The sequence below is a fragment of the Verrucosispora sp. ts21 genome, from assembly GCF_002879555.1.
GTDB lineage: Bacteria > Actinomycetota > Actinomycetes > Mycobacteriales > Micromonosporaceae > Micromonospora > Micromonospora gifhornensis.
Window position 1 is genome coordinate 1 of record NZ_PNOZ01000061.1, and the last position, 21,653, is coordinate 21,653.

General features: G+C 71.8%; 13 protein-coding genes. 8 read left to right on the forward strand and 5 right to left on the reverse strand.

All coding sequences use genetic code 11. The features are described 5' to 3' along the window. Nucleotides 1-720: 720 nt before the first annotated feature. Together C1A38_RS22855 and C1A38_RS22860 are read right to left on the reverse strand one after the other, a co-directional pair. Complete coding sequence (locus C1A38_RS22855) at nt 721-2,538, reverse strand: VanW family protein (RefSeq protein ID WP_102659793.1); 1,818 nt, start codon at nt 2,536-2,538, stop codon at nt 721-723. 57 nt (nt 2,539-2,595) lie between these two features. Beyond that, nucleotides 2,596-3,957: a polysaccharide biosynthesis protein gene (locus tag C1A38_RS22860; RefSeq protein WP_102659794.1), complete on the reverse strand. Its 1,362-nt coding sequence runs from the start codon at nt 3,955-3,957 to the stop codon at nt 2,596-2,598. A gap of 157 nt (nt 3,958-4,114) precedes the next feature. On the opposite strand from C1A38_RS22860, the gene C1A38_RS22865 reads away from it, so the two are divergent. Beyond that, complete coding sequence (locus C1A38_RS22865; RefSeq protein WP_102659795.1) at nt 4,115-4,870, forward strand: FkbM family methyltransferase; 756 nt, start codon at nt 4,115-4,117, stop codon at nt 4,868-4,870. Between the two features lie 10 nt (nt 4,871-4,880). Here the strand turns inward: C1A38_RS22865 and C1A38_RS22870 are convergent, their stop codons facing one another. Further along, the gene (locus tag C1A38_RS22870; RefSeq protein WP_146017610.1) at nt 4,881-6,962 is read right to left on the reverse strand and encodes a hypothetical protein; all 2,082 of its coding nucleotides are present in this window, start codon (nt 6,960-6,962) and stop codon (nt 4,881-4,883) included. A gap of 147 nt (nt 6,963-7,109) precedes the next feature. Between C1A38_RS22870 and C1A38_RS22875 the strand changes: the two genes are divergently transcribed. Next, entirely contained in the window at nt 7,110-8,870 is a 1,761-nt protein-coding gene (locus tag C1A38_RS22875; protein ID WP_102659797.1) for an MmpA family trehalose lipid delivery protein, read from the forward strand. Next, nucleotides 8,867-9,028 carry a hypothetical protein gene (locus C1A38_RS31205; RefSeq protein ID WP_158244934.1) on the forward strand — a complete coding sequence of 54 codons (162 nt, stop codon included), beginning with the start codon at nt 8,867-8,869 and terminating at the stop codon, nt 9,026-9,028. Before C1A38_RS22875 ends, C1A38_RS31205 begins: the two co-directional genes overlap by 4 nt. A 52-nt stretch (nt 9,029-9,080) precedes the next feature. Here the strand turns inward: C1A38_RS31205 and C1A38_RS22880 are convergent, their stop codons facing one another. Next, a complete protein-coding gene (locus tag C1A38_RS22880) occupies nt 9,081-10,238 on the reverse strand; it encodes a glycosyltransferase family 4 protein (protein WP_102659798.1) in 1,158 nt (385 codons plus the stop codon). Nucleotides 10,239-10,496: 258 nt separating this feature from the next. On the opposite strand from C1A38_RS22880, the gene C1A38_RS22885 reads away from it, so the two are divergent. From C1A38_RS22885 to pgfA, 4 genes are all read left to right on the forward strand, one after another. After that, nucleotides 10,497-12,164 carry a substrate-binding domain-containing protein gene (locus C1A38_RS22885; protein ID WP_102659799.1) on the forward strand — a complete coding sequence of 556 codons (1,668 nt, stop codon included), beginning with the start codon at nt 10,497-10,499 and terminating at the stop codon, nt 12,162-12,164. Next, nucleotides 12,161-16,597 carry an alpha-(1->3)-arabinofuranosyltransferase gene (locus C1A38_RS22890; RefSeq protein ID WP_233196974.1) on the forward strand — a complete coding sequence of 1,479 codons (4,437 nt, stop codon included), beginning with the start codon at nt 12,161-12,163 and terminating at the stop codon, nt 16,595-16,597. The genes C1A38_RS22885 and C1A38_RS22890 overlap by 4 nt, the downstream gene beginning before the upstream one ends. Further along, nucleotides 16,594-17,415: a class I SAM-dependent methyltransferase gene (locus tag C1A38_RS22895; RefSeq protein ID WP_102659801.1), complete on the forward strand. Its 822-nt coding sequence runs from the start codon at nt 16,594-16,596 to the stop codon at nt 17,413-17,415. The genes C1A38_RS22890 and C1A38_RS22895 overlap by 4 nt, the downstream gene beginning before the upstream one ends. A gap of 68 nt (nt 17,416-17,483) precedes the next feature. After that, entirely contained in the window at nt 17,484-18,626 is a 1,143-nt protein-coding gene (gene pgfA, locus C1A38_RS22900) for a cell envelope lipid trafficking protein PgfA (protein ID WP_102659802.1), read from the forward strand. Between the two features lie 67 nt (nt 18,627-18,693). Here the strand turns inward: pgfA and C1A38_RS22905 are convergent, their stop codons facing one another. Then, nucleotides 18,694-20,364 carry a DUF885 domain-containing protein gene (locus C1A38_RS22905; RefSeq protein WP_102659803.1) on the reverse strand — a complete coding sequence of 557 codons (1,671 nt, stop codon included), beginning with the start codon at nt 20,362-20,364 and terminating at the stop codon, nt 18,694-18,696. Between the two features lie 179 nt (nt 20,365-20,543). On the opposite strand from C1A38_RS22905, the gene C1A38_RS22910 reads away from it, so the two are divergent. After that, on the forward strand, nt 20,544-21,533 hold the full coding sequence (locus C1A38_RS22910; protein WP_102659804.1) for a DMT family transporter: 990 nt from the start codon (nt 20,544-20,546) through the stop codon (nt 21,531-21,533). Nucleotides 21,534-21,653: the final 120 nt, after the last annotated feature.

The following is a 21,653-nucleotide window of genomic DNA, read 5'->3' on the forward strand; positions in this document are numbered from 1 at the left end:
AGCGCCGATGGTACTGCACTCGGGAGGGTGTGGGAGAGTAGGACACCGCCGGACATTCTTCGTTTGAGGGCCACCCCTGTTGGGGTGGCCCTCAAACGTATATCCACCCGGGCATTCTCTGGCTTCGAGCTGGGAGGGACGAAGGCGGCCAGGATTCGCGGGATCGCCACGCCGGTGTCGTCGCGTGCCAGAAGGCCGCTGGCCGCAGTCGTTACCTGGGAGGGGCGGGTCAGGCGCCAGTCCAGTCCAGTCCTGCCCGCGGCCCGCCCAGGCCGCTGCGGTTTGCCGTGTGGTGTTCAGGGCGTCGTGTGGTGTGGTCAGGGTTCTAATGACCCCGGGCCGGGTCATGACGCCACGCCATGCCACAGCCGGCGACGCCACGCCATGCCACAGCCGGCCTGGCTCGCGTCCCGCGAAGTGGTGTAGAGCCGAGAGTCGTGTAGCAGCCGTGAGCCGCTGCTCGTCTCTACCTGAACCCCTTTGCTCTGCTTCAACCTACGCAACAGCCAGCGGCGGAAACCAGTGCGTGGGTTGAAGCAGAGCAAAGGGGAGTCCGAGCACAAGGGCGAGGGACCCGACCCGACCTGACCCGACCGTGGGTGTCAGGGGAGCCGGGGAATCTCCACGGACAAGGTTGGAGCGACGGTTCGCCGTTGAGGTTGAGACCAGGTGCGTCTCGGGGTTGTCGCCGCGAGGTCGTCGTCCGGTATCCGCCGAGGGTCAGGCAGGTTCCTTGGCGCAGATGAAGCGGGGCTCCGCGTCGTAGGTCCAGGTGAACTTCTCCCGCTTGACGACTTTGCCGTCCTTCTTGATGACGCGGAAGGCGTCCTGGGTGAAGCCCTGGCTGCCGTTGGCCGGGATGCAGGTGGGGCCCGGCTCCAGGTAGACGGTCCTCGGGGAGGTGATGTTGCGGCGGGGGCCGTACTCGGTTTTGACGCTGTCCCAGATCTTCGTGCTCCAGATCGAGACGGTGATCGAGTTGGCGGTGTACGAGGTGTCGATCAGTACGCCGTACTCGGTGTTGTTGCGGAATTTGAAGTCGAGGTTCGGCCAGAAGATCGTGGACTCGATGACGGCCGGGTAGCGACTGAAGTAGTACGAGTGCGGCTTGTGCTCGACGTCCTCAAGGCCGGCGTAGTACGTCGCGTTGAACAGGGTGGTGGTGAACTGCGAGGTGCCGCCACCGACCCCGGGCACCAGCTTGCCGTCGAGGATCACCGGCGCGTCGCGGTAGCCCTGCGCGTATCCGCGCTCCCCGGTGTGGCCGTTGAGCGAGAACGTGTCGCCGGGCAGGACCACGGTGCCGTCGACGTGCTTGGCGATCGTCACGATGTTCTGGCTACGCGGCGACGACAGGCCGCCGGTGAAGTACGTGGTGAAGGAGGAGACCTTCTCCTTGATCCCCAGGCCGGAGATCTTCTCGGCGGTGACCTTCGGGGTGACCGGCTTGAGCTCGGCGGAGATCGTACGGTCGTCGGTGCGGGGTAGGACGGCCAGCAGATCGCCGCGGAGCTTGCCGATGTCCACCTGCTTGCCGGCGCGCCCGTCGACCACCTTCGGTTTGCCGCCGGAGATGGTCATCGTGGCGTTCTTCGGCGCCACCTCGACCTTGTCGAGACGGTCGCCGAGGGCCGACCTGAGCTTCTTGGCGTCCACGCTCGGGGTGAGCTTGCCGGCCTTGTCGGCCTTGAACTGGAGGCTCTTGGCGATCGCCTGCGGCGGAATGGTCACCGTGCCCCGGTCGGTGGTCAGCTTGACCGGTGCCGCGACCGCCGGCTTGGCCAACTCCTCCACGAGGCGGTCCACCTCGTCGGCGGAGGTGACCGGGTGGTTCTCCACCAACGGAACGGTCACCGGCTGCCCGCTGAGCCAGCCCTCCTTGACCACCTGCGCCGAGTGCTCGGTGTCGATGGCCAGGCTCGGCTTGGGGTGACGTGCCTTCGGTGTGGTGCCGGAGAAGGTGATCGCCGGCATGGTCATCTTCCGGCCCTGCTTGCCGACCAGCTTCTGCAGCTCGGCCTCCAGCTTCGGCACGTCGACGGAGACCACCGGCTCGATCTCGCGGGAGCCGACCAGCCGGTCCACGGCGTGCGCCTGCGCTGCCGCTGCGGCGGTCACGGTGGCGTCCACGTCGACGGTGAGCCCGACCTCGGCCGGGTTGATCTGTGCCGTGCGTTCGCCCACCCGTACCTCGATCGGGGCGGCCAGTTCGGCCGCGCGCCGGTCCAGCTGCGTCTGCAGCTCCCGTGCCGCGTCGGCCCGGCTGCGCCCGCCGAGTTCGGTGCCGAGCACGGTGGTGCCGCGCGGGACGTCACCCGCGTACGTCCAGGCGGCGACGACGCCCACCGACGCGAGCACCGCGGTGGCCACCCCGGTGGCGAGCAGGATCCGGACTCGGCGGGATCGCTTGGCGCTGCCCTGCGACGGATCGACAGGTGTGGGGCGCTCCGGTTCCTCGACAGGCCAACTGACCGCTTTCACCTGGACCGTGGGCCGGTCGTCGTCAGCGGGCGGACGGTTCTCGCCGTACAGGGTCACAGCTACCTCTTCGGAAATGGCCGTGGGCGGAGTTGGGAACCTTCACCCCGGGAGCAACTACGGTAGCCAACGCGACGGGGTACGGGGGGTCTGAGTGTGCGGAGAGTCGCCATCGACACCGGTTTGCCCCGTTGCGGCAGCGACCCGATCACGCTGTGTAGTTCGCCGGTGGCTCGGCCGGAAGACCAGCCAGGACATTGTCGCGGCGGTCACGGCGGCGGTGACAAGCGCGCAGGACAGCACCCCGGTGACCGTTCGAGGCGCGACAAGTGCCGCGCAGACCGCCAGGCCGACCGTGGCCGCCCACAGCGGTGCGGCCGGCCAGCGCGCGCCGGTCGCCACCCGGTCGTTGACGAGCATGAACACCACCGCGTAGAGGGCGCCGGTGGCGGCGAAGATCGGTGCGGTGTCGGCCAGGTGCAGGTAGTCGGCACCTCCGGCGAGTCGGAACGCCAACTCGCCGCCGATGGTGGCGGCAGCAACGAGGGCCGCGCCGCAGGCCGTGATCAACGCCAGCGCCACCAGGCGGGCGCGGCGGTCGCCCCGGGCCAGCCGGGGCAGGACCAGCAGGGTGACGACCTGAGGTGCCCACAGCGCGCCCTTGGTGAGTACCGAACCGACCGCGTACGCGCCGGAGTCGGCGGCGGGCAGCAGTTGGCGGGCGAGGATCAGGTCGGCGTACGAGATGGCGAGCATCGCCAACGTGGCGGCGCACGCGGTGCTCACCTGCCGGGCATCCAGTCGGCGTGGCACCGGGCCGCCCGGTTCGGCGGACCTCGGCTGATCGTCTCGCGCCCCGGCCGGCGCACCGGGCGTGGAGATCGCAGTGGTGCCGGGGGCGGCGAGGCGGGCCAGCAGTGGCAGGGCGAGCAGGCCGGTGGCCGTGGTCAACAGCAGGCAGGTCACCGGTCCCCGGCCGAGCAGGAGGCCGACGACCAGCCCGCCGTAGCGGCCGGCGGCCAGTATGGCCATGGCGACGGCGAGCCGCAGGAAACGCTGGTCGCCCTGCAACTCGCCGAGCCACCGGCCGGCCATCACGGTGGCGAACGTGGTGGTGGCGAGCAGCAGCGTCAGCGGGGCCGGCAGCCGCAGGAGGACCGTCAACAGCGGCGCCAGGGCCAGGGTGACGGCACCGGTGAGCGCGGCGGTGCGTAGCCCGAGTCGGCCGGCTCCGTCGCCACCCCAGCGGGCCCGGTGCGCGGCCACCGCGATCTGCAGCCCGAATCCGGGCACCGCGGCGATCGCACCCAGCGCGAGGACGGTGGCCAGCGCGCCCAGGTCGGCGGCGCTCAGCCGGCGGGCGCCCAGCACCGGTACGACGTACGCAAGCGCATTTGTCACCAGCGTGGCGAGGGTGACGGCGGCGCCGGCCGCGCCGAGCCGAACCCTGCTGGTGTCGCTGCCCGTCGTCTGTGTCATGCCACTCCGCGTCTGCCGGCCGCCCGCAGGTCCGGCCGGCTGATCCCGTCGGGAAGCGGCCCGACCGGCAAGACGGTACCGGTCGGTAGCCTTTCCGGACAGCCCCGCACCGACGGCCCCTGCCGACCGCCGCGGAAAGGGTCTAGTGTGCTGCCCCATGACGTCGACGAAGCTGGCCCCCGCAGCAACCTCCGGCCTGGCGGCAGTGCTTCCCGAGCGGCTGCTCGGGGCGGCGATCCGCCGCGCCTATCCGCGGGTCGAGCCGGAGTTGGCCCGGCTGGCGGAGTTCGTTCCGTCCGGCGGTACGGCGGTGGACGTGGGCGCCTGGTACGGCCCGTGGACCGCCCGGCTGCTGCGGCGGGCGGAGCGGGTGGTCGCGGTGGAGCCGACGGCGGCGCTGGCCGGACAGCTGCGTTCGGCCTTCCCCACGGTCGAGGTGGTCGAGGCGGCGGTCTCCGACCACGAGGGATCCGCAACGCTGTATCTGCCCGCAGGGGGCGCGATCGTGGGCACCTCGTCGCTGGAGGACCCGACGCAGGGTGAGCCGGTGCCGGTCCGACGGATCACGCTCGACTCGCTCGGCCTGACCGACGTGCGGTTCGTCAAGCTCGACATCGAGGGGCACGAACTGCCCGCGCTGCGCGGTGCGGCGGAGACCGTCAAGCGGGACCGTCCGGTGCTGCTGATCGAGGTGGAGGAGCGGATCCAACCGGTCGGGCCACTGTTGGACCTGCTCACCGGTTGGGGCTACCGCGGATACGTGCTGCCGGACCGCGAATGGGTGCCGCTTGCCGACTTCGACCTCGGTGGACACCAGCGGGAGGCGATCGTACGGGTCGGGCAGAGCTTCGCCCGCCGGGTCGTCTGGCCCCGGCCCCGGTACGTCAACTCGGTGCTGTTCCGCCCCGAGTGACGTCGCGTCGCTACTCGGGTCTGGGTGCCGGGTCGCCGATCGCGATCTCGTTGGTGCAGAGCGACACCTCGCCGCTGGTCACCGTCAACTCCACCGTGTCGCCGCCACCGGTGATGCGGAAGAACCGCTGGTTGAGACCCTTGCGGATCGGGAACTGGGCCACGCCGTCGCCGAGCCGCAGGGTCGCCGTGCCGTCGGCCGAGCTGAGGTAGCCGATGCGTACCACCCAGTGCCACTCGAAGCGTGGCTCGTTCAGCGGCATCCGTACGGTCTGCCCGGTGCCGACCCGGTAGCCGCAGCCCTCCTGTGGGCCGGGCTGGATGGTGCTGCCCACGATCGTGGCCACCTGGATGCGGCCCAGATCGTCGAGGACCGAGGCGTTGTCGGTCTCGTCGACGAAGGTGGGGCGGGTACCGAAGGCCCGGAAGAAGCGGGACTGGAGGTTGTACGGCGAGGAGAGGCGGGGCACCACGTTGTCCGGCACCGGGGCGTCGAAGAAGACGGTGTCCGGTGGTGCGCTGGCCATCTCGATCCGCACGGTGTCGATGTACGACCGGCCGGACTTCGCCGCCCACTCGTCGCCGTACCGGGCGGTGGTCCAGACCGTGCCCAGGCCGACCGCGACCAGGATGAGGACGAGGACGACGGTCACCGCCTCCCGGTAACGCTCCGGCACCGGACCGAGCAGCCCCGGCGTGGGCGACTCGGCCGGGTCCGTCGGTGGCACGTCGGCCGGGTTCGCCGGTGGCACGTCGGCCGGGGGTGGTTCAGGAGCGGCCCGGCCGGGACCGGGTTCCGGGTCGACGGGGGCTTCCGCGTGGATGACACCGTGCCCGGAGACCAGCCGTGCCGGTTGGCCCGTCGCCGCAACAGCCGGCGTGGTCGACGCGATCACCGCCGGTGTCACTGGCTGCGTCGGTGTCGTCGGCACGGTCGGGTCGGTCCTGCGGGCCAGCCCGACCACGGCGACGCCCAGGCAGATCGCCGCGACCACGACGACGTCGCTGACGTACCGGGGGACGCCGCCGGCGACCCCGCTGAAGGCCGAGCCGAGCCGGGTCGCGGCGAGCATGCCCGCCACCATCAGCAGGTAGGCCGCGAGCAGCAGCCAGGCCCGGCCGGCCCGGCGGCGCTGGCGTACGGTCGCCGCGACCACGGCGGCGACGATCGTCCAGCCCACCCAGGTGCCCAGTTGTGGCGGCGAGGCGACGGGCGCGCCGTCGCCGGCCCCGAGCCACTGCCACGGGCCGCCCACCAGGCCGGGCATCACCGTCGACCCGAACATCTGGGTCAGGAAGGAGAAGACCTCACCCACCGACTCCGGGCGACGCAGCGAGGATTCCGAACGGCCCAGGTAGGCCGCCGCGAAACCGAGCGACAGTACGGTCAGCACCAGCCAGGACGGCCACCAGCGGCGGATCGTGGTCCAGATGGCCCGTACCGGGCCGCCGTCGGCGTAACAGGCGGCGGTCAGTAGGAAGACCAGCGGCACGATCAGGATCGACTTCTCGAAGAAGAAGAGGCCGAGCAGCAGGGCCGACGCCAGGGTCACCAGGTGCCGTCGACGCCCGGTCTGCACGTAGCCGACCTGGGCGGAGACCGCCAGCACCATGGCGATCTGCATCGGCAACATGTTGACGCCGACCGCCCACCAGGTGCTCGCCTCCAGGGTCAGCGGGCTGAACAGCAGCAGGCCCAGCGGCAGGAGCAGCAGCGCGGAGGGCCGGAGCATCCGCCGTAGCAGCCGGAAGAAGGTGATCCCGAGGATCGCCTGACCGATCGCCATGAGCAGCACGTACGGCCAGTACGCCAGACCGACGTATTCGGTGACCAGCCAGATGAGCAGCCGCCCGCCGGGCATGAGGTGGTTGTTGTAGAGCGCGAACAGATGCTCGACGGTCAGCCGGGACTCCGCCGCCTGGGTGATCAGCACGTAGTCGTCGGCCGCCAGGAAACCGCGGGACGCCACCTGGGCGCGCCACAACACGCTGACCGCGATCATGACCAGCGCCGCCGTGGCGATCCGGTCGCCGCTCAGCTGGCTACCGGGCCGCTCCGGTGCCGCCGACACGCCTGCCCCCGCTGATGCCATGGCGGGAAGACTGCCACACCACTCATTGCGTCCCCTATCAGGTCAACGGATGGTTCGACCGGTTGGCGACCCGGGCGGAGCCTGCCGGTTACAGTGGCCGCCACCGACGCGGCGGGTCGCCGCGTACCGGCGAGGTGAGGTCCACGGATGCGGGAACGGCTGCGGCAGGGCGGCCCGGCGGCCGAGCGTGGCCGTGCCGTCGGTCGCCTCGTGCCGCACCTGGTGGCTGCCGCCGTGACGGCAGTGGTGCTCGCGCCGTTGGCCCGGCCCGGCTACGTGCTGCGCTACGACATGGTCTTCGTGCCGAGGCAGGCGCTGAGCTGGGAGGTGATCGCCCCGGCCACGGCGCTGCCCCGGGCCGTACCGCAGGACGCGGTGGTGGCGTTGGCCAACCAACTGGTTCCGGGCTGGCTGCTGCAACGCCTGGTGCTTGTGGCGATCCTGTACTTCGCCGCGCTGGGCGCCGCCCGTCTGGTGCCGACCCGGCGGACAGCCGTGCGGGTGGTCGCCGCCCTCGGGTACGCCTGGACGCCGTACCTGGCTGAGCGGCTGCTGATCGGCCAGTGGGGACTGTTGGTCGCGTACGCCGCGATGCCGTGGCTGGTGCGTGCGGCGATCGGGGTACGGGCGGGCGAGCGGGGTGCGCTGCGCCGGCTGCTGCTGGCGGCGGCGGTCTCGGCGATCACCCCGACCGGCGGTCTGCTCGCCCTGGTGGTCGTCGCCGTCCTGCTCGTCGGGCGAGGTGCGGCCCGGTCGGCTTCGGTCGGGGTGGGCGTGACGTTGTTGCTGAACGCGCCGTGGCTGGTGGCCGGCTTCGCCAGCGCCGGTGACGGGCGGTCCGATCCCGCCGGGGTGGCGGTCTTCGCGGCCCGGGCGGAGAACTGGGCCGGTCCCCTGGTGGCGCTCGCCGGTACCGGTGGCATCTGGAACGCGCAGGCCACTCCGGCGTCGCGGGCCGGGTTGCTGGTGCCGGTGGCGACCGGGCTGCTGCTGGTGGTCGCCGCTGCTGGCGTACCGCTGCTGCGGCGTCGCTGGGCGGCCGGGGTGACCAACCGTCTCGGCCTGCTGGCGGTCGGGTCGTGGTTGGCGGCGGCGCTCGGCGTGCTGCCGGGTGCGGTGACGGTGCTGAGCCGGCTGGTCGCCGACGTGCCGGGCGCGGGATTGTTGCGCGACGGGCAGAAGCTGCTCATCCCGTACGCGTTGCTGCTGGCGATCGCCGTGGCGTTGGGCGCGGAGCGGCTCGCCGGGTGGTTGACCGCCCGGTTCGACGCGGCGACCGGGCGGGTGTTGCTTGTCGGTGCGGCGTTGCTGCCGGTGGCCGTCCTGCCCGACCTGGCGTTCGGCGGGGTGGGACGGCTGCGCCCGGTGGCGTGGCCGGCGGACTGGGCGGTGGTGGCCCGGCTGGTGCAGGAACGGCCGGGTGAGGTGATCTCGCTGCCGTTCCAGGAGTACCAGAGCTATTCGTGGAACGGCGGCCAGGTGGTGATCGACCCGGCGCCCCGATATCTGGGCGTGCCGGTCCTGATCGACGACACGCTGCGTGTGGACGGTACGGCGGTGGCGGGCGAGGACCCGCAGGCCGCCCGGGTGCGTGACCTGCTCGACTCGGGTGAGCCGGTCGCGACGGCCGGTCCTCGGTGGGTGCTTGTGCAGCGGGCGGCAGGCCCGCCGGTGGACCCGGCGACGCTGGCCGGACTTCAGCGGGTGTACGCGGGCGAGGACCTGACTCTGTACGAGAACCCGCAATGGCGACAGCCGCTCGCCCCCGCCCGTCCCGGACCGGTGGGCCTGGCACATCTACTTGCCGCAACGGTGGTGCTGGCCATCGGTTTTTCGGACGCTGCGCGACGGAGCTACCGCGTGGTAGCGTCCCGGCACGCGAGTCCCGCGGAAGGAGAAGGTGGATGAGGAACCTGCCCGCGTTCGTCGCCGTCGGGGTACTCGGTGTCGTGCTCGGCATGCTCGGCAGCGTCGGTCTGGCGAACGTGCTCAGCCCGTCCGCCAAGGAGGCCGCGAACTCCAAGGTGAGTGAGCAGACCGAGTCCCCGCTGTACGGCACGCGCTGACCTCGAACGGCACAAGGCGCCCGCGTCGCGGGCGCCTTGTCGTCGTGTCCGGTCAGCCGCGGGCGGTGGCCTGCGCCACGAGCTGGGCGAAGCGGGCACCGGTCGCGGTCCAGGTGAACTGGGCCGCGTGGGTCAGCGCAGCCTCACCCATCGCCTTGCGCCGTACGTCGTCGGCGAGCAGTTCGCGGACGACGGCGGTGAACTCCTGTTCGTCGTCGACGAGCAGGCCGGTCTCCGTGTCGACCATCGCCTCGGCCACCCCTCCGGCGTAGCGGAACGCCACAGTCGGGGTGCTGCACGCGGCGGCCTCCACGATGGTCAGTCCCCAGCCTTCCTTGAGCGACGGGGTGAGGGCGAGCCAGGCCGAGCAGAGCAGGGCGTGCTTCTCCTCCTCGCTGACGAAACCGGTGAACCGCACCCGGTCGGTGATGCCGAGCGACTCGGACAACTCGCGTAGCGGCTCCTCCCACCAGCCCTGCCCGGCCACCACCAGCTCCAGTTCCGGCAGCTCGTCGGCGAGCTCGGCGACCGTCCGCAGGGCGATCTCCACCCGCTTGTGCGGCACCAGCCGGCCGAGCACCAGCAGCGACGGATGGGGCGTACGCGGCAGGGACGGGCCGGTCACGGTGGGGGTGCCGTTCGGCACCACGTCGATCCGCTCGGCGTCCACGCCCAGCGTGGTCAACTCCGTCCGGCTGGCCTCGGAGACGGTGACGTAGCGGCAGCGCCGGTAGAGCCGTACCGCCAGCCACGATTCGATCCACCAGCCCAGCCGGGACATCCACGGGCCGAACACCACAGGCCACTGCTCCCGATGCACGTGGTGCACAAGCGCGATGACCGGTCGGCCGACGTAGAGCGGGGCGAAGAACGGCACCCCGTTGCAGACGTCCACGACCAGGTCGGGTCGGCCCAGGCCGCGTCGACCCAGTGGGCCGAAACCGAAGCGACCGGCCAGGCAGGTGAGCGCCGCGCGTAGGTAGACGGTCATCCGGGAGCCGCGGCGCAGCAGCCGTACGCCGGTTTTGGTGGTCTCGGCCGGGCCCGCGTTGTCGTGCGCGGCACAGAGCAGAGTCACCCGGTTGCCTGCTGTGACGAGTTCGGCGGCGATGCGTTCGATGTAGACCTCGGAGCCGCCGCCCTCGGGGTTTGTGGTGTCGCGCCAGTTGAGGAACAGGACGTGGCGGGAGGGGGTGTCGGAGTTGTCCACGCTGCTCCTACCGACGAGTAAGTGAGCACGATCGCGCCACCCTAGGGCGGTCCGACCCGGGTGCGCAATGGGCAGATCCGGCAGCGTGGGTCGGATGTCGGTTCGTCGATCAGGGGTTTGCCGAGCCGCACAAACCTTGGCAGGGTGTGCAGCGCAGCAGCGTGCGATGCTCGCCTGCCCGGCACGGCGAACCCGTCGCGACGCCGGTGACCTGCGGTGATGTGTCGTCCGCAGGGGTGACGAGGAGGTGAGGCGGCGGTGGAGGCCGACCGTCGCGCGCCCACGCGCGCCCTGTCCCACCGGTCGCCGGTGGTGCTGCTCAGTGCCGCCCTGGTGGTGCTGCTGGCCGGCTGGGCGGCGGTGGCCTACGTGCGCGCCGACCGTGGCACGCCGACCTGTGTCGAACAGGTGCGGCTGCGGGTGGCTGCCGCCCCGGTCATCGCGCCGGCGCTGGACCGGGTGGCGCGGGCCAACGCCGGCAACCAGCCGTGCGTCTCGGTCGAGGTGCAGGCCCGACCGTCGGCGGCGGTGGCCCGGGAACTCGCCGAGGGCGCTGACGTGGCCGACGCCTGGCTGCCGGAGTCCACGTTCTGGCTGCGGCGGGCCCGGGCCGCAGGTGCCTTCGAGGTTCCGGGCGCGGGCACCTCGGTGGCGAGCACCCCGGTGGTGCTGGCGGTCACCGAACGGGTCGCCCGCCGCTCCGGCTGGCCGGCCAAGCCGCTGACCTGGAAATCCCTGGTGGGCACCAAGGCGCGGCAGGTCCAGGTCGGGCTGCCCGACCCGGCGGCCGACCCGGCCGGAGCCGGTGCCCTGCTCGGCGTACGGGTGCTGGCCGACGACAACGGGGACTCGGCGGCGACCGTGGCGGCGACCCTGCGTCGCCTCGCCACCCGCACCTTCAGCCCGGCCGAGCAGGCCAGCACGCTGACGCCCGGCCGTGACCTGCCGGGCCGCGTCGACGTGGTCGCCGCCAGCGAGCAGGCCGTGCTCGAACACAACGCGTTGACCACGTCCGGCAAGCTGGTCGCCGCGTACCCGGAGATCGCCGTGCCCTGGCTCGACCTGCCGTACGTGGTGCTGCCCGCCGCGCAGGAGCGGGTGCGCGACGCCGCCGCGAGGCTTCTCACCGAACTGCTCACCGCCACCAGCCGGGACATCTTCGTCGGCCACGGCTTCCGGACCGCGTCGGGTTTCCCGCCGGCCATGCCGAGCGACGACCGGCTGCGGGCGGACGAACTCCGGCCGGTGCCACTACCCGCCGAGGAGACCGTCACCGACGTGCTGACCGGCTGGAGCGGCGTGCAGCGCAGTGCCCGGATCCTCACCCTGCTGGACGTCTCGGGTTCGATGGCCGCGCAGGTGCCCGGTGGGGGGACCCGGCTCGACGCCACGGTCCGGGCCGCCGAGGAGGGTGCGGCGCTGCTGCTGGACAACAGCGAACTCGGCGTCTGGGCGTTCGCCACCAACCTCGACGGCGAACGGGACCACCAGGAGATCCTGCCGGTGGCTCCGCTGGGCGCTCAACGTGACAGGTTGGCCGAGGCGTTGGCGGCCGTCCGGGTCGAGCCGCAGGGCGGCACCGGGCTGTACGACAGCACGCTTGCCGCGTACCGCGACGCCCGGCGGAACTGGACTCCCGGGCGGATCAACCTGGTGCTGGTGATGACCGACGGCCGCAACGAGGACGCCGACAGCATCGGCCGGGCCGCCCTGCTCGCCGAACTCAAACGCATGCAGGAACCGCGCCGACCACTGCCGATCATCTTCATCGGGCTGGGCGGTGCCATCGACCCGGAGGAGTTGGAGGCGATCGCGAAGGTCACCGGCGGCCGGGTCTTCGTCACCGCACAGCCCAGCGGCATGCGCCGCATCTTCTTCTCCGCCCTGGCGGATCTGAGCTGCCTGCCACCGGAGTGCCGCCGATGAGCCGCCCGCTGGCATCGCCCCTGAGCCGGGCGTCGGCACGCGTGCGCCGCTCGCCCGGTACGGTGCTGTCGCTGCTGCTGCTCACCGCCATCGCCTTCGCGCAGCGGCCCGGTCAGGTCACCTTCGACACCAAGCTCGACCTGGCCGCCAACCCGATCCACTTCATGGCCCGCGCGTTGCACCTGTGGAACCCGGAGGCCACCGCCGGGGAGCTGCAGAACCAGGCGTACGGCTACCTGTTCCCGATGGGACCGTTCTTCGCCGCCGGCCAACTGCTCGACATTCCACAGTGGATCACCCAGCGGCTGTGGACGGCGCTGCTGCTGGCCGCCGCGTTCTACGGGCTGCTGCGGCTGGCCCGGGCGATGGACATCGGCACCGAACCGACCCGGTACGCGGCGGCGCTCGGCTACGCGCTGGCCCCGCGCATCCTCACCGAGGTCGGCGCGCTGTCGTCGGAGACGCTCTCCGCCGCGATGCTGCCCTGGGTGCTGCTGCCGCTGGTGACCGTACGCCGGATCGGCTCGCCACGCCGGGCCGCCGCGCTCTCCGCGCTGGCCGTGCTCGGCATGGGCGGGATCAACGCGGCGGTGGTGCTGATGGCGCTGGTGCTGCCCGGCGTCTGGCTGCTGACCCGGCGCTGGGACGCCGAGCACCGGCGGCTGGTCGCCTGGTGGTGCGTCTGCGTGGTCGGGGTGTGCCTGTGGTGGATCGTGCCGCTGCTGCTGCTCGGCCAGTACAGCCTGCCCTTCCTCGACTACATCGAGTCGTCCACCACCACCACTGCGGTGGCCTCGCTGTTCCAGGCGGTACGCGGCACGAACCAGTGGGTCGCGTACATCGTGCAGGGCGAGCCGTGGTGGCCGGCCGGCTGGCTGCTGATCGACCACCCGGTGTTGATGGCCCTCACCGCGGTGGTCGCGTTGATCGGCCTGGCCGGGTTGGCCGGCAACCTGCTGCCCCAGCGGCGGTTTCTGGTGGCCGGCTTCCTCGCCGGGCTGACCCTGCTGACCATCGGCTACGTCGGCGCGGTGGACAGCCCGGTCTCCGAACTGGTCCGGGGGCTGCTCGACGGTCCGCTCGCCCCGCTGCGCAACGTGCACAAGCTCGACCCGGTGCTGCGGCTGCCGCTGATGCTCGGCTTCGCGCACGGCGTCGACGCGGTGGCCACCCGGATGCACCACGTGTTGGCCCGACGTCGACCCGGTGTGCGGCTGCGCCCGCTGGTCTTCGTACCGGTGCTGATGCTGGTGCTGGGTGCGGCCGCACCGGCCTGGCTGGGGCTGCTGCGTCCCGGCCCGGGCTGGGCGGACCTGCCGCCGCACTGGCGGTCGGCGGCGACCTGGCTGGCCGACCGGGACGCGCTGGCCCGCACGCTGATGGTGCCCGGTTCCGGCTTCGGGCAGTACGAGTGGGGGCGTACGGTCGATGAGCCGTTGCAGGCCCTGGCCGGTGCGCCGTGGGCGGTCCGCCACCAGATCCCGCTCGGCTCGGCCGGTAACACCCGGATGATGGACACCGTCGAGGAGGTGCTGGCCAGCGGTCGTGGCTCCACCGGGCTGGCCGATCTGCTCGCCCGCTCCGGGTTCCGGCACCTGCTGCTGCGCAACGACATCGACCGGATCCAGGTGGACGCCCCACCGGTGGCGGTGCTGCGCCGGGCGCTGGCCGAGTCGCCCGGCATCACCCGGGTCGCCACCTTCGGCAGCACCGACGCCCTGACCCGGACGATCGGCAGCCCGGTCGACGAGGGGTTCGACACCCTGCCGGCGATCGAGGTGTACCAGGTCGACGCGCCGGTCCCGGCCGCCTCGGCGGTGCTCACCGCCGACGTACCGACGGTCAGTGGCGGCCCGGAATCGCTGCTGGCCCTGCTGGAACAGGGCGTGGTGGAACGGGACCGACCGGTGGTGCTCGCCGGCGACCGGGACGGGACACCGGAGGCGACAGGCGACTCGTGGATCGTCACCGACGGGCTGCGCCGCCGGGAACGCGACATCGGCCGGGTGCGGGACAACCTCTCCCAGACGTTGACCGCGAACGAGTCGGGACGGCAGGGCCGGGTCGCCCTCGACCTGCTGCCCTTCTCCGGCGAGCAGCATCAGACCACCGCGACCTACCAGGGCGTACGCGAGGTGTCGGCGTCCTCGGCGGTGAGTTTCGTGGACACGCTCGGCCCGGCCGACCCGTCCCGCCTGCCGTTCGCGGCCGTCGACGGCGACCCGCACACCGCCTGGCACTCGGCACCGTTGAGCGGGCCGGTCGGGCAGTGGCTCGAAGTCGACCTGGACACCCCTCGCCAGGTGGAGAACGTGCGCCTGTCGTTCGTCACCGACCTGGCCGTGGGCTGGCCGGTGACCCGGTTCCGGCTGACCACCGACCGTGGTTCGGTGGATCACGAGGTGGCCCCCACGCTGGGCGGGCACACGTACTACACGCTGCCCGGACCGACCAGCCGGGTACGGGTGACCGTGCTGGCGGTGGCCGACGGACGGCTCGACGGTGCCGTCGGCATCCGCGAGTTGACCATCGCCGACACCGAGCCGCGTCGCGCACTGCGCGCCCCCACCGACCTGCCGCAGGATCCGGCCGGGCCGGTGAGCTGGGTGTTCAGCCGTGGCCCGGCCGACCGTCCGGCGTGCCACCTCGCCCAGGCGTCGGAAGCCGACCGGATCGTCCCGGTCGGGTCGCCGGTGCGGGCGGCCGACACGGTGATCCGTTGCGACCGGTTCCTGGCCCGGGTCGGTGAAGAGCCGCTGGGGTTGGACCGGATCTTCCGTAACCCGGCCGCCGGTACGTACCGGATGGCGTTGCGGGCGGTGGCCCGCCCGGGCGGCGATCTCAAGCTCTCCGGCCTGAAGGTGACGGCGAGCGCCTCGTCGCGGCTGGCCGGAGACCCGGCCGTGACCGCGTACGCGGCGATCGACGGTGATCCCGGCACGGCCTGGCTCGCCGACACCGGCGACCTGCGGCCCACCCTGCGACTGAGCTGGTCGGGCTCGCGCCGGATCGACCAGCTGCGGTTGCGGGCCGCGCAACTGCCGGTCGGCTCGCTGCCCGACGAGGTCGAGATCCGCACGCCCGGCCGCGAGGTGGTCGTGCCGGTGGGCGCCGACGGGACGGTGCGCTTCCCGGCGGTACGCACCAACCGGATCGAGATCGTGGTGCGCTCGACCGAACTTCGGATCGCCGACCAGCGGGGCAACGGCTGGCCCGCGACCGCGGGGATCGCCGAGGTGGAGATCCCGGCCCTGGCGAAGCTGCTGAAGCCGGTCGACGCCGACACCCGGGTCATCGAGCGGTGCGGCGACGGGCCGACCGTCGAGCTGGACGGCCACCGCTACGACACGTCGGTCGACGCTCGACTTGGCGACGTGCTGGCCGGTCGGCCGGTGCCGTTGCGGGTCTGCGGGCCGGGCGGTGCCGTGCTGGACCTGCCGGCCGGCGGGCACCGGCTGGGCACCTCGCCCTCGAAGGGCTTCCTCGTGCAGGACGCGAGTCTGCGACCGGTGGCGGACGCGGCTTCCGGTGCGGCGGACGGTGCGACCGCACCCGGGGTGGACGACGCGACCTCGCCTGGGACGGACGGTGCTGTCGATGGTGTCGACAAGCCCCGGCATCGGGCCGTGACAGTGCTGGACTGGGCACCGACGGATCGGACGGTCCGGGTCGCCGGTGGGGAGTCGGCGCTGCTGGTGGTGCCGGAGAACGCCAACCCGGGCTGGACGGCCACGCTTGGCGGTACGCCGTTGACCCCGACCCGGGTGGACGGTTGGCAGCAGGCGTGGGTGTTGCCGGCCGGTGCCGGTGGCGAGGTCAGGCTGATCTTCGCGCCGGACCGCGCCTATCGGGGTGCCCTGCTGGCCGGCGCGTTGACGGTCGTCGGAGTGCTGCTGCTGGCCGCGTGGCCGGCGCGCCGCCGGTCGGCCCTGGGCCCCGAGCATGGCGCGTCGGGTGCCGCGTCGCTGGGCCTCGAGCGTGGCTCGTCGGTGGGTGCCGAGCATGCTGCGGCTGTGGACGGCGGTAGGGCGGCAGCGATTCCGGCGGAGGCACCGGCCTGGCTGATCGGTGGGCTGCTGGTGGTGTTGCTCGCCGCCCTGGGCGGGGTGCTGCCGGTGGCGATCGTGCTGGCCGCGATGGTGCTGCGGCAACTGGCCGTGCGGGCCCTGCCGGTGGTGGTGCTCGGCGGCCTCACGGTGGCCACGGTGATCGCGGTGACCGGACGGGTGCAGGGCCACGGACAGAGCTGGGCCTACGGCTCCTGGGTGCAGGCGGCGATGCTTGTCGCGGTCGGCGCGGTGGTCGCGGCGGTCATGCCCACACCCGGCGTACGGAACGAGCCGCCCGTCGCGCATGATGTGACGCCGGGCACATCCGGACAGCCGCCGCAGGCGGCCGACGACGGGACCGAGGACGGGACGGTGACGCGGTGACGACAGCGGACGACCGGGCGCGGCGGGCGGCACGGCGTCGCTTCGCCACCCTGCGCCGGTCGGTGACCCTGTTCCGGGCATTCCTGGTCGAGCAGACCGACCCGGACCACTTCTACGGGCTGCTGGCCGCCGACTCGGTACGTCAGCTGCACGGCTACACGGAGTTGACCGGCCGGACCGTGCTGGACGTGGGCGGTGGGCCGGGGTACTTCGCCGCCGCTTTCCGTGCCGCCGGGTCCTACTACGTCGGGCTCGACCCGGACGTGGGTGACTTCTCCGCAGCCGGGGAGTCCGTGGCGGGCATGCTGCGGGGCAGCGGCACGGCGCTGCCGGTACGCACCGGCAGCGTGGACATCGCGTTCTCGTCCAACGTGGTGGAACACGTCGCCGAGCCACCCCGGATGCTCGACGAGATGGTACGGGTCACCCGACCCGGCGGGCTGATCTTCGTGTCGTACACCCCGTGGTTCTCGCCCTGGGGTGGGCACGAGACCGCGCCCTGGCACTACCTCGGCGGCGACCGGGCCCGCCGCCGGTACGAACGCCGCACCGGACGGCCGCCGAAGAACCGGTTCCGGGAGACGCTCTTCCCGGTGTCGATCGCCGACACGCTGAGCTGGGCGCGGAGCAATGACCGGATCGACATGGTCGACGCGCTGCCCCGGTACCACCCGTGGTGGGCCCGCTGGGTGATCCGGGTTCCCGGGCTGCGGGAAGTGGTGGCCTGGAACTTCGTCCTGGTGTTGCGCCGTCGCGCCGAGCATCAGCCCGACACGGTGCAGAAATCAGAGCTGACCGGGGGTCGCGTCGCTATGTGACTAGGTAGTAACCTCGCGGCCATCCCACTGATTGACACCGACGAAATTCGCTCCTCTAGGGAGGAAACATGAAGCACCGCGCCGTGGGTGCCGTGCTGTTCGGCGGGGGCGTCCTGCTCCTGGCGTTGGCCGCCGGACTGGTGTTCGTCGTCAAACCGGCGATGACCAAACTGCCCTACGACCTGGATCCCTCGACCTCGGTCGCCGAGGCCAAGGGCGCGACTTTTCTCCAGATCACCAACGGCGCGGTCGACATCGACCAGGCTGACCTGAAGTCCACCATCCTTGTCACTCCGGAACGCGACAAGACCGCGGCGCTCAGCGGTGACCTTGCCGGCGACACCGTGGTGTGGCGGGTCGGTCAGACCGTCGACCGGACCGACACCAAGGAACTGGTCAGCGCGTACGGCGCGGAACTGGCCCTGGACCGGGTCTCCGGTGCGGCCGTGGAGTGGAACGACCAGTTCCTCGACGACAGCGGCACCCCGGAGAAGGTCTCGTTCGCCGGGCAGGTCTACAAGTTCCCGTTCAACGCTGCGCAGGGCAACTACGAGGTCTTCGACCGGGACCTGCGGCAGACCCGGATGGCCGAGTTCAAGGGCACCGAGGAGATCGAGGGCCTGGAGACGTACCGGTACGAGCAGGTCATCAGCGACGAGAAGCTGCCGCTGCCCGCCGAGCGGATCGCTCTGCTGCTCGGCGCGCTCGCCCCGGGCGCGACCGCCGGCGACATCGTCTACAGCAACACCCGTACCGTCTGGGTCGACCCGGTGACCGGCTCCTACATCAAGGTACGGGAGCAGCAGAAGAAGGTGCTGACGCCCAACACGGGCGCACCGGTGACGCTGCTGGACGCGGACTTCGTGTACAACGACGAGACCGTGACGGCCTCCGCCGACCGGGCCAAGACGAGCCGGGGCCAGCTGACGATCCTGGGCGTGTGGGCGCCGCTCGCCCTGGTCGTGCTCGGTCTGGCGCTGATCGTCGCCGCGCTGCTGCTCTCCCGCCGGCCCGCTCCGGCGGCCGTGGGCACCCACCGGGCCGGGGCGGACCCGACGCCGACCCGGGTGGACCAGCAGGCGGTACGCGACGACGACCGTGCGGCCGGTCCGCTGACCGACGAGATCCCGCCGGCTTCGACCAACTGGCGCTCCGAGGAACCCACCGTGCCGATCCAGCGCGGCACGCAGGGCGAGGCGGAGAAGCGCTGACCCGCTGAGCACGTCAACGCCGAAGGGGTGGACCCACGGGGGGCCCACCCCTTCGGCATGTGCGGACTCAGAGGCGGGCCAGCGCCCGACGCAGCGGGTCGAGCCCGAGCGCACCCAGGTCGAGCGCCTGCCTGTGGAACTCACGCAGGTCGAAGTCGGCGCCCTTGCGGGTCTTCGCGTCGTCGCGGGCCTGCAACCAGATCCGCTCACCCACCTTGTACGACGGTGCCTGCCCCGGCCAGCCCAGGTAGCGGTTCAACTCGAACCGCAGCATCTCGTCCGGCACCCGGCAGTGCTCCCGCAGGAACTCCCAACCCAGCTCGGGCGTCCAGCGTTCGCCCGGGTGGAAGTCGAACGGATTGTCCTTCGGGATCTCCAACTCCAGGTGCATGCCGATGTCGACGATCACCCGCGCCGCCCGGAACGCCTGGCCGTCCAGCATGCCGAGCTTGTCACCCGGATCCTCCAGGTAACCCAGCTCGTCCATCAGCCGCTCGGCGTACAGCGCCCAGCCCTCGCCGTGCCCGGAGACCCAGCAGAGCAGCCGCTGCCAGCGGTTGAGCATCCCGGCCCGGACGGCGGTCTGCCCGATCTGGAGGTGGTGACCGGGAACGCCCTCGTGGTAGACGGTGGTCACCTCACGCCAGGTGGAGAAGTCCGTGATCCCCTGCGGTACCGCCCACCACATCCGGCCCGGCCGGGCGAAGTCCTCGCTTGGGCCGGTGTAGTAGACGGAACCGTCGCTGGTCGGCGCGATCATGCACTCGATCCGGCGTACCTGCTCGGGGATGTCGAAGTGGGTGCCGTGCAGCTCGCTGATCGCCTGGTCGGCGAGCTGCTGCATCCAGTCCCGGAAGGCTTCCTTGCCCTGGATGGTGCGGGTCGGATCGGCGTCCAGCGCGGCCACCGCCTCGTCGATTGTGGCACCGGGGGTGAGGATCTGCCCGGCCACCGTACGCATGTCGGCCTCCAAGCGTGCCAGCTCGGTGAACCCCCAGGCGTACGTCTCGTCGAGGTCGATCCGGGCACCGAGGAAGTACTGCGAGGCAAGCTCGTACCGCTCCCGCCCGGCGGCCTGCTTCTGCCGCCCGTGCGGAGCCAGTTCGGTGCGCAGGAACTGCCCGAACTCGGCGATCGCCGCGGTGGCTGCCGCCGCCCCTCGACGCAGGTCGGCGTCGAGGGCGCCCTCGGCACCCAACCGCTCGACCAGCCCGTGGAAGACGTTGTCGCCCTGCGGGTCGACCCAGGCGTCGCACTGCTCGGCCACCTTGAGCAGCTGAGCCTGCGAGCTGACGTGGCCCTTCGCGGCCGCCTCGCGCAGCGTGGTCTTGTAACCCTCCATCGCACCGGCGAAGAGGCTCAACCGGGCGGCGATGTTGGCCTGCGCCTCGGCACCCTCGGTCGGCATCAGATCGAAGACCATTCGACTGTGGTGCAACCCGCTGGTGATGACGCTGACCTCGCTGGTCGCCTCCCCGGTGTCGTAGCGGGCGAGGTCGAGACCGAGCCGCTCCTGCATCGCTTCCCGGGCGATGCGCTCGGCCTCCGTGTCCGGCTCGGTGGCGTCGAGGTCGGCCAGGGTGCGGCGGGTCAGGTCGGCCTGGGCGGCGTACCCGTCCGGCGACAGGTCGTCCAGCTTGTCGTCGTAGCCGGAAATGCCGACGTAGGTGGCGCCGGTCGGGCTCAGCGCGGCCCACTCGGCGACGTAGCGGTTGGCGATGTCGTCGATTCGTCCCACGCACGCGACCCTACGCGAGACGGCCGGACAGAGGCTGCCGTCTTTCCGGCCCTTCCGCACCGGCGTGGCGACCCGCCGACAGCAGTGGGGTGCCTGGCACGGCACCGCTTTCTGTGGTGCCCGACACGGCGGCGGAAATCCGCAGGACAATGTCGTGCCCCAGGGGCAGAGTGTCAGGGGTGACCATGGACTTCACCCCTGACAAGCCGGCCTTGCGGAGCTGGCTGCCCGGATTCGTCGCCCTCGCCGCCATCTGGGGTTCCAGCTTCCTGTTCATCAAGGTCGGCGTGGCGGAGATGCACCCCCTGCACCTCACCCTCTACCGGGTCGGCGCCGGTGCGCTGACTCTGCTGGTGGTGCTCGCGCTGCTGCGGGACCGACTGCCCCGGGACCCACGCGTGTGGGGCCACCTCTGGGTGATCGCCGCCTTCGGGGTGGCGGTGCCGTTCACCCTGTTCGGCTACGGCGAGCAGCGGATCGAGTCGTTGCTCGCGGGCATCTGGAACGCCACCACTCCGCTGGTGGTGCTGCCGATGGCGGTACTTGTGTTCCGTACCGAGCGGTTGACCGTACGCAATGCCGTCGGGTTGGCGCTCGGCTTCGCCGGTGTGCTGGTGGTGCTCGGCGTCTGGCAGGGCGTCGGCGGTGCCCACCTGGTCGGTCAGTTGATGTGCTTCGGGGCGGCGGCCTGCTACGGCCTCGCCATTCCGTACCAGAAGAAGTTCGTCGCGGGCAGCAAGCTGTCCGGACTGTCGCTGTCGACTGCGCAGCTGGTGCTGGCCACGGCCCAACTCGCCATCGTGGCGCCGCTGGTGGCCGGCGCGCCGCCGGCACCGACCAGCCTGTCGCTGAACGTGGTCGCCGCCGTGCTCGTGCTGGGCGCGATCGGTACCGGACTGGCCTTCGTCATCAACCTGCGCAACATCCGGATCGTGGGCGCCACCACGGCCGCCATGGTGACCTACCTGATCCCGGTCTTCGCCATCGTGATCGGTGCGCTCGTGCTCGACGAGCGGCTCACCTGGCACCAGCCGGTCGGCGCGCTGATCGTGTTGCTCGGCGTGGCCGTGTCGCAAGGGCTGATCGGCCGCCGCCGGGCCCGCACCGCGCCACCTGCCGACCCAGTGGGCGCCGGGGCGACGCCGGCCGCGGAACTCGCGACCCGCTGACCGCTGGCGCTCGTCGGCCGTGTGCGTTCGCCGTTTCGGCGTTGTGGCGGTGACGCGGCATCACGGATACCGCTACTACGGCGATATGGAGTGGATCAAGCGCTGAGGCCCAGGGCAGGG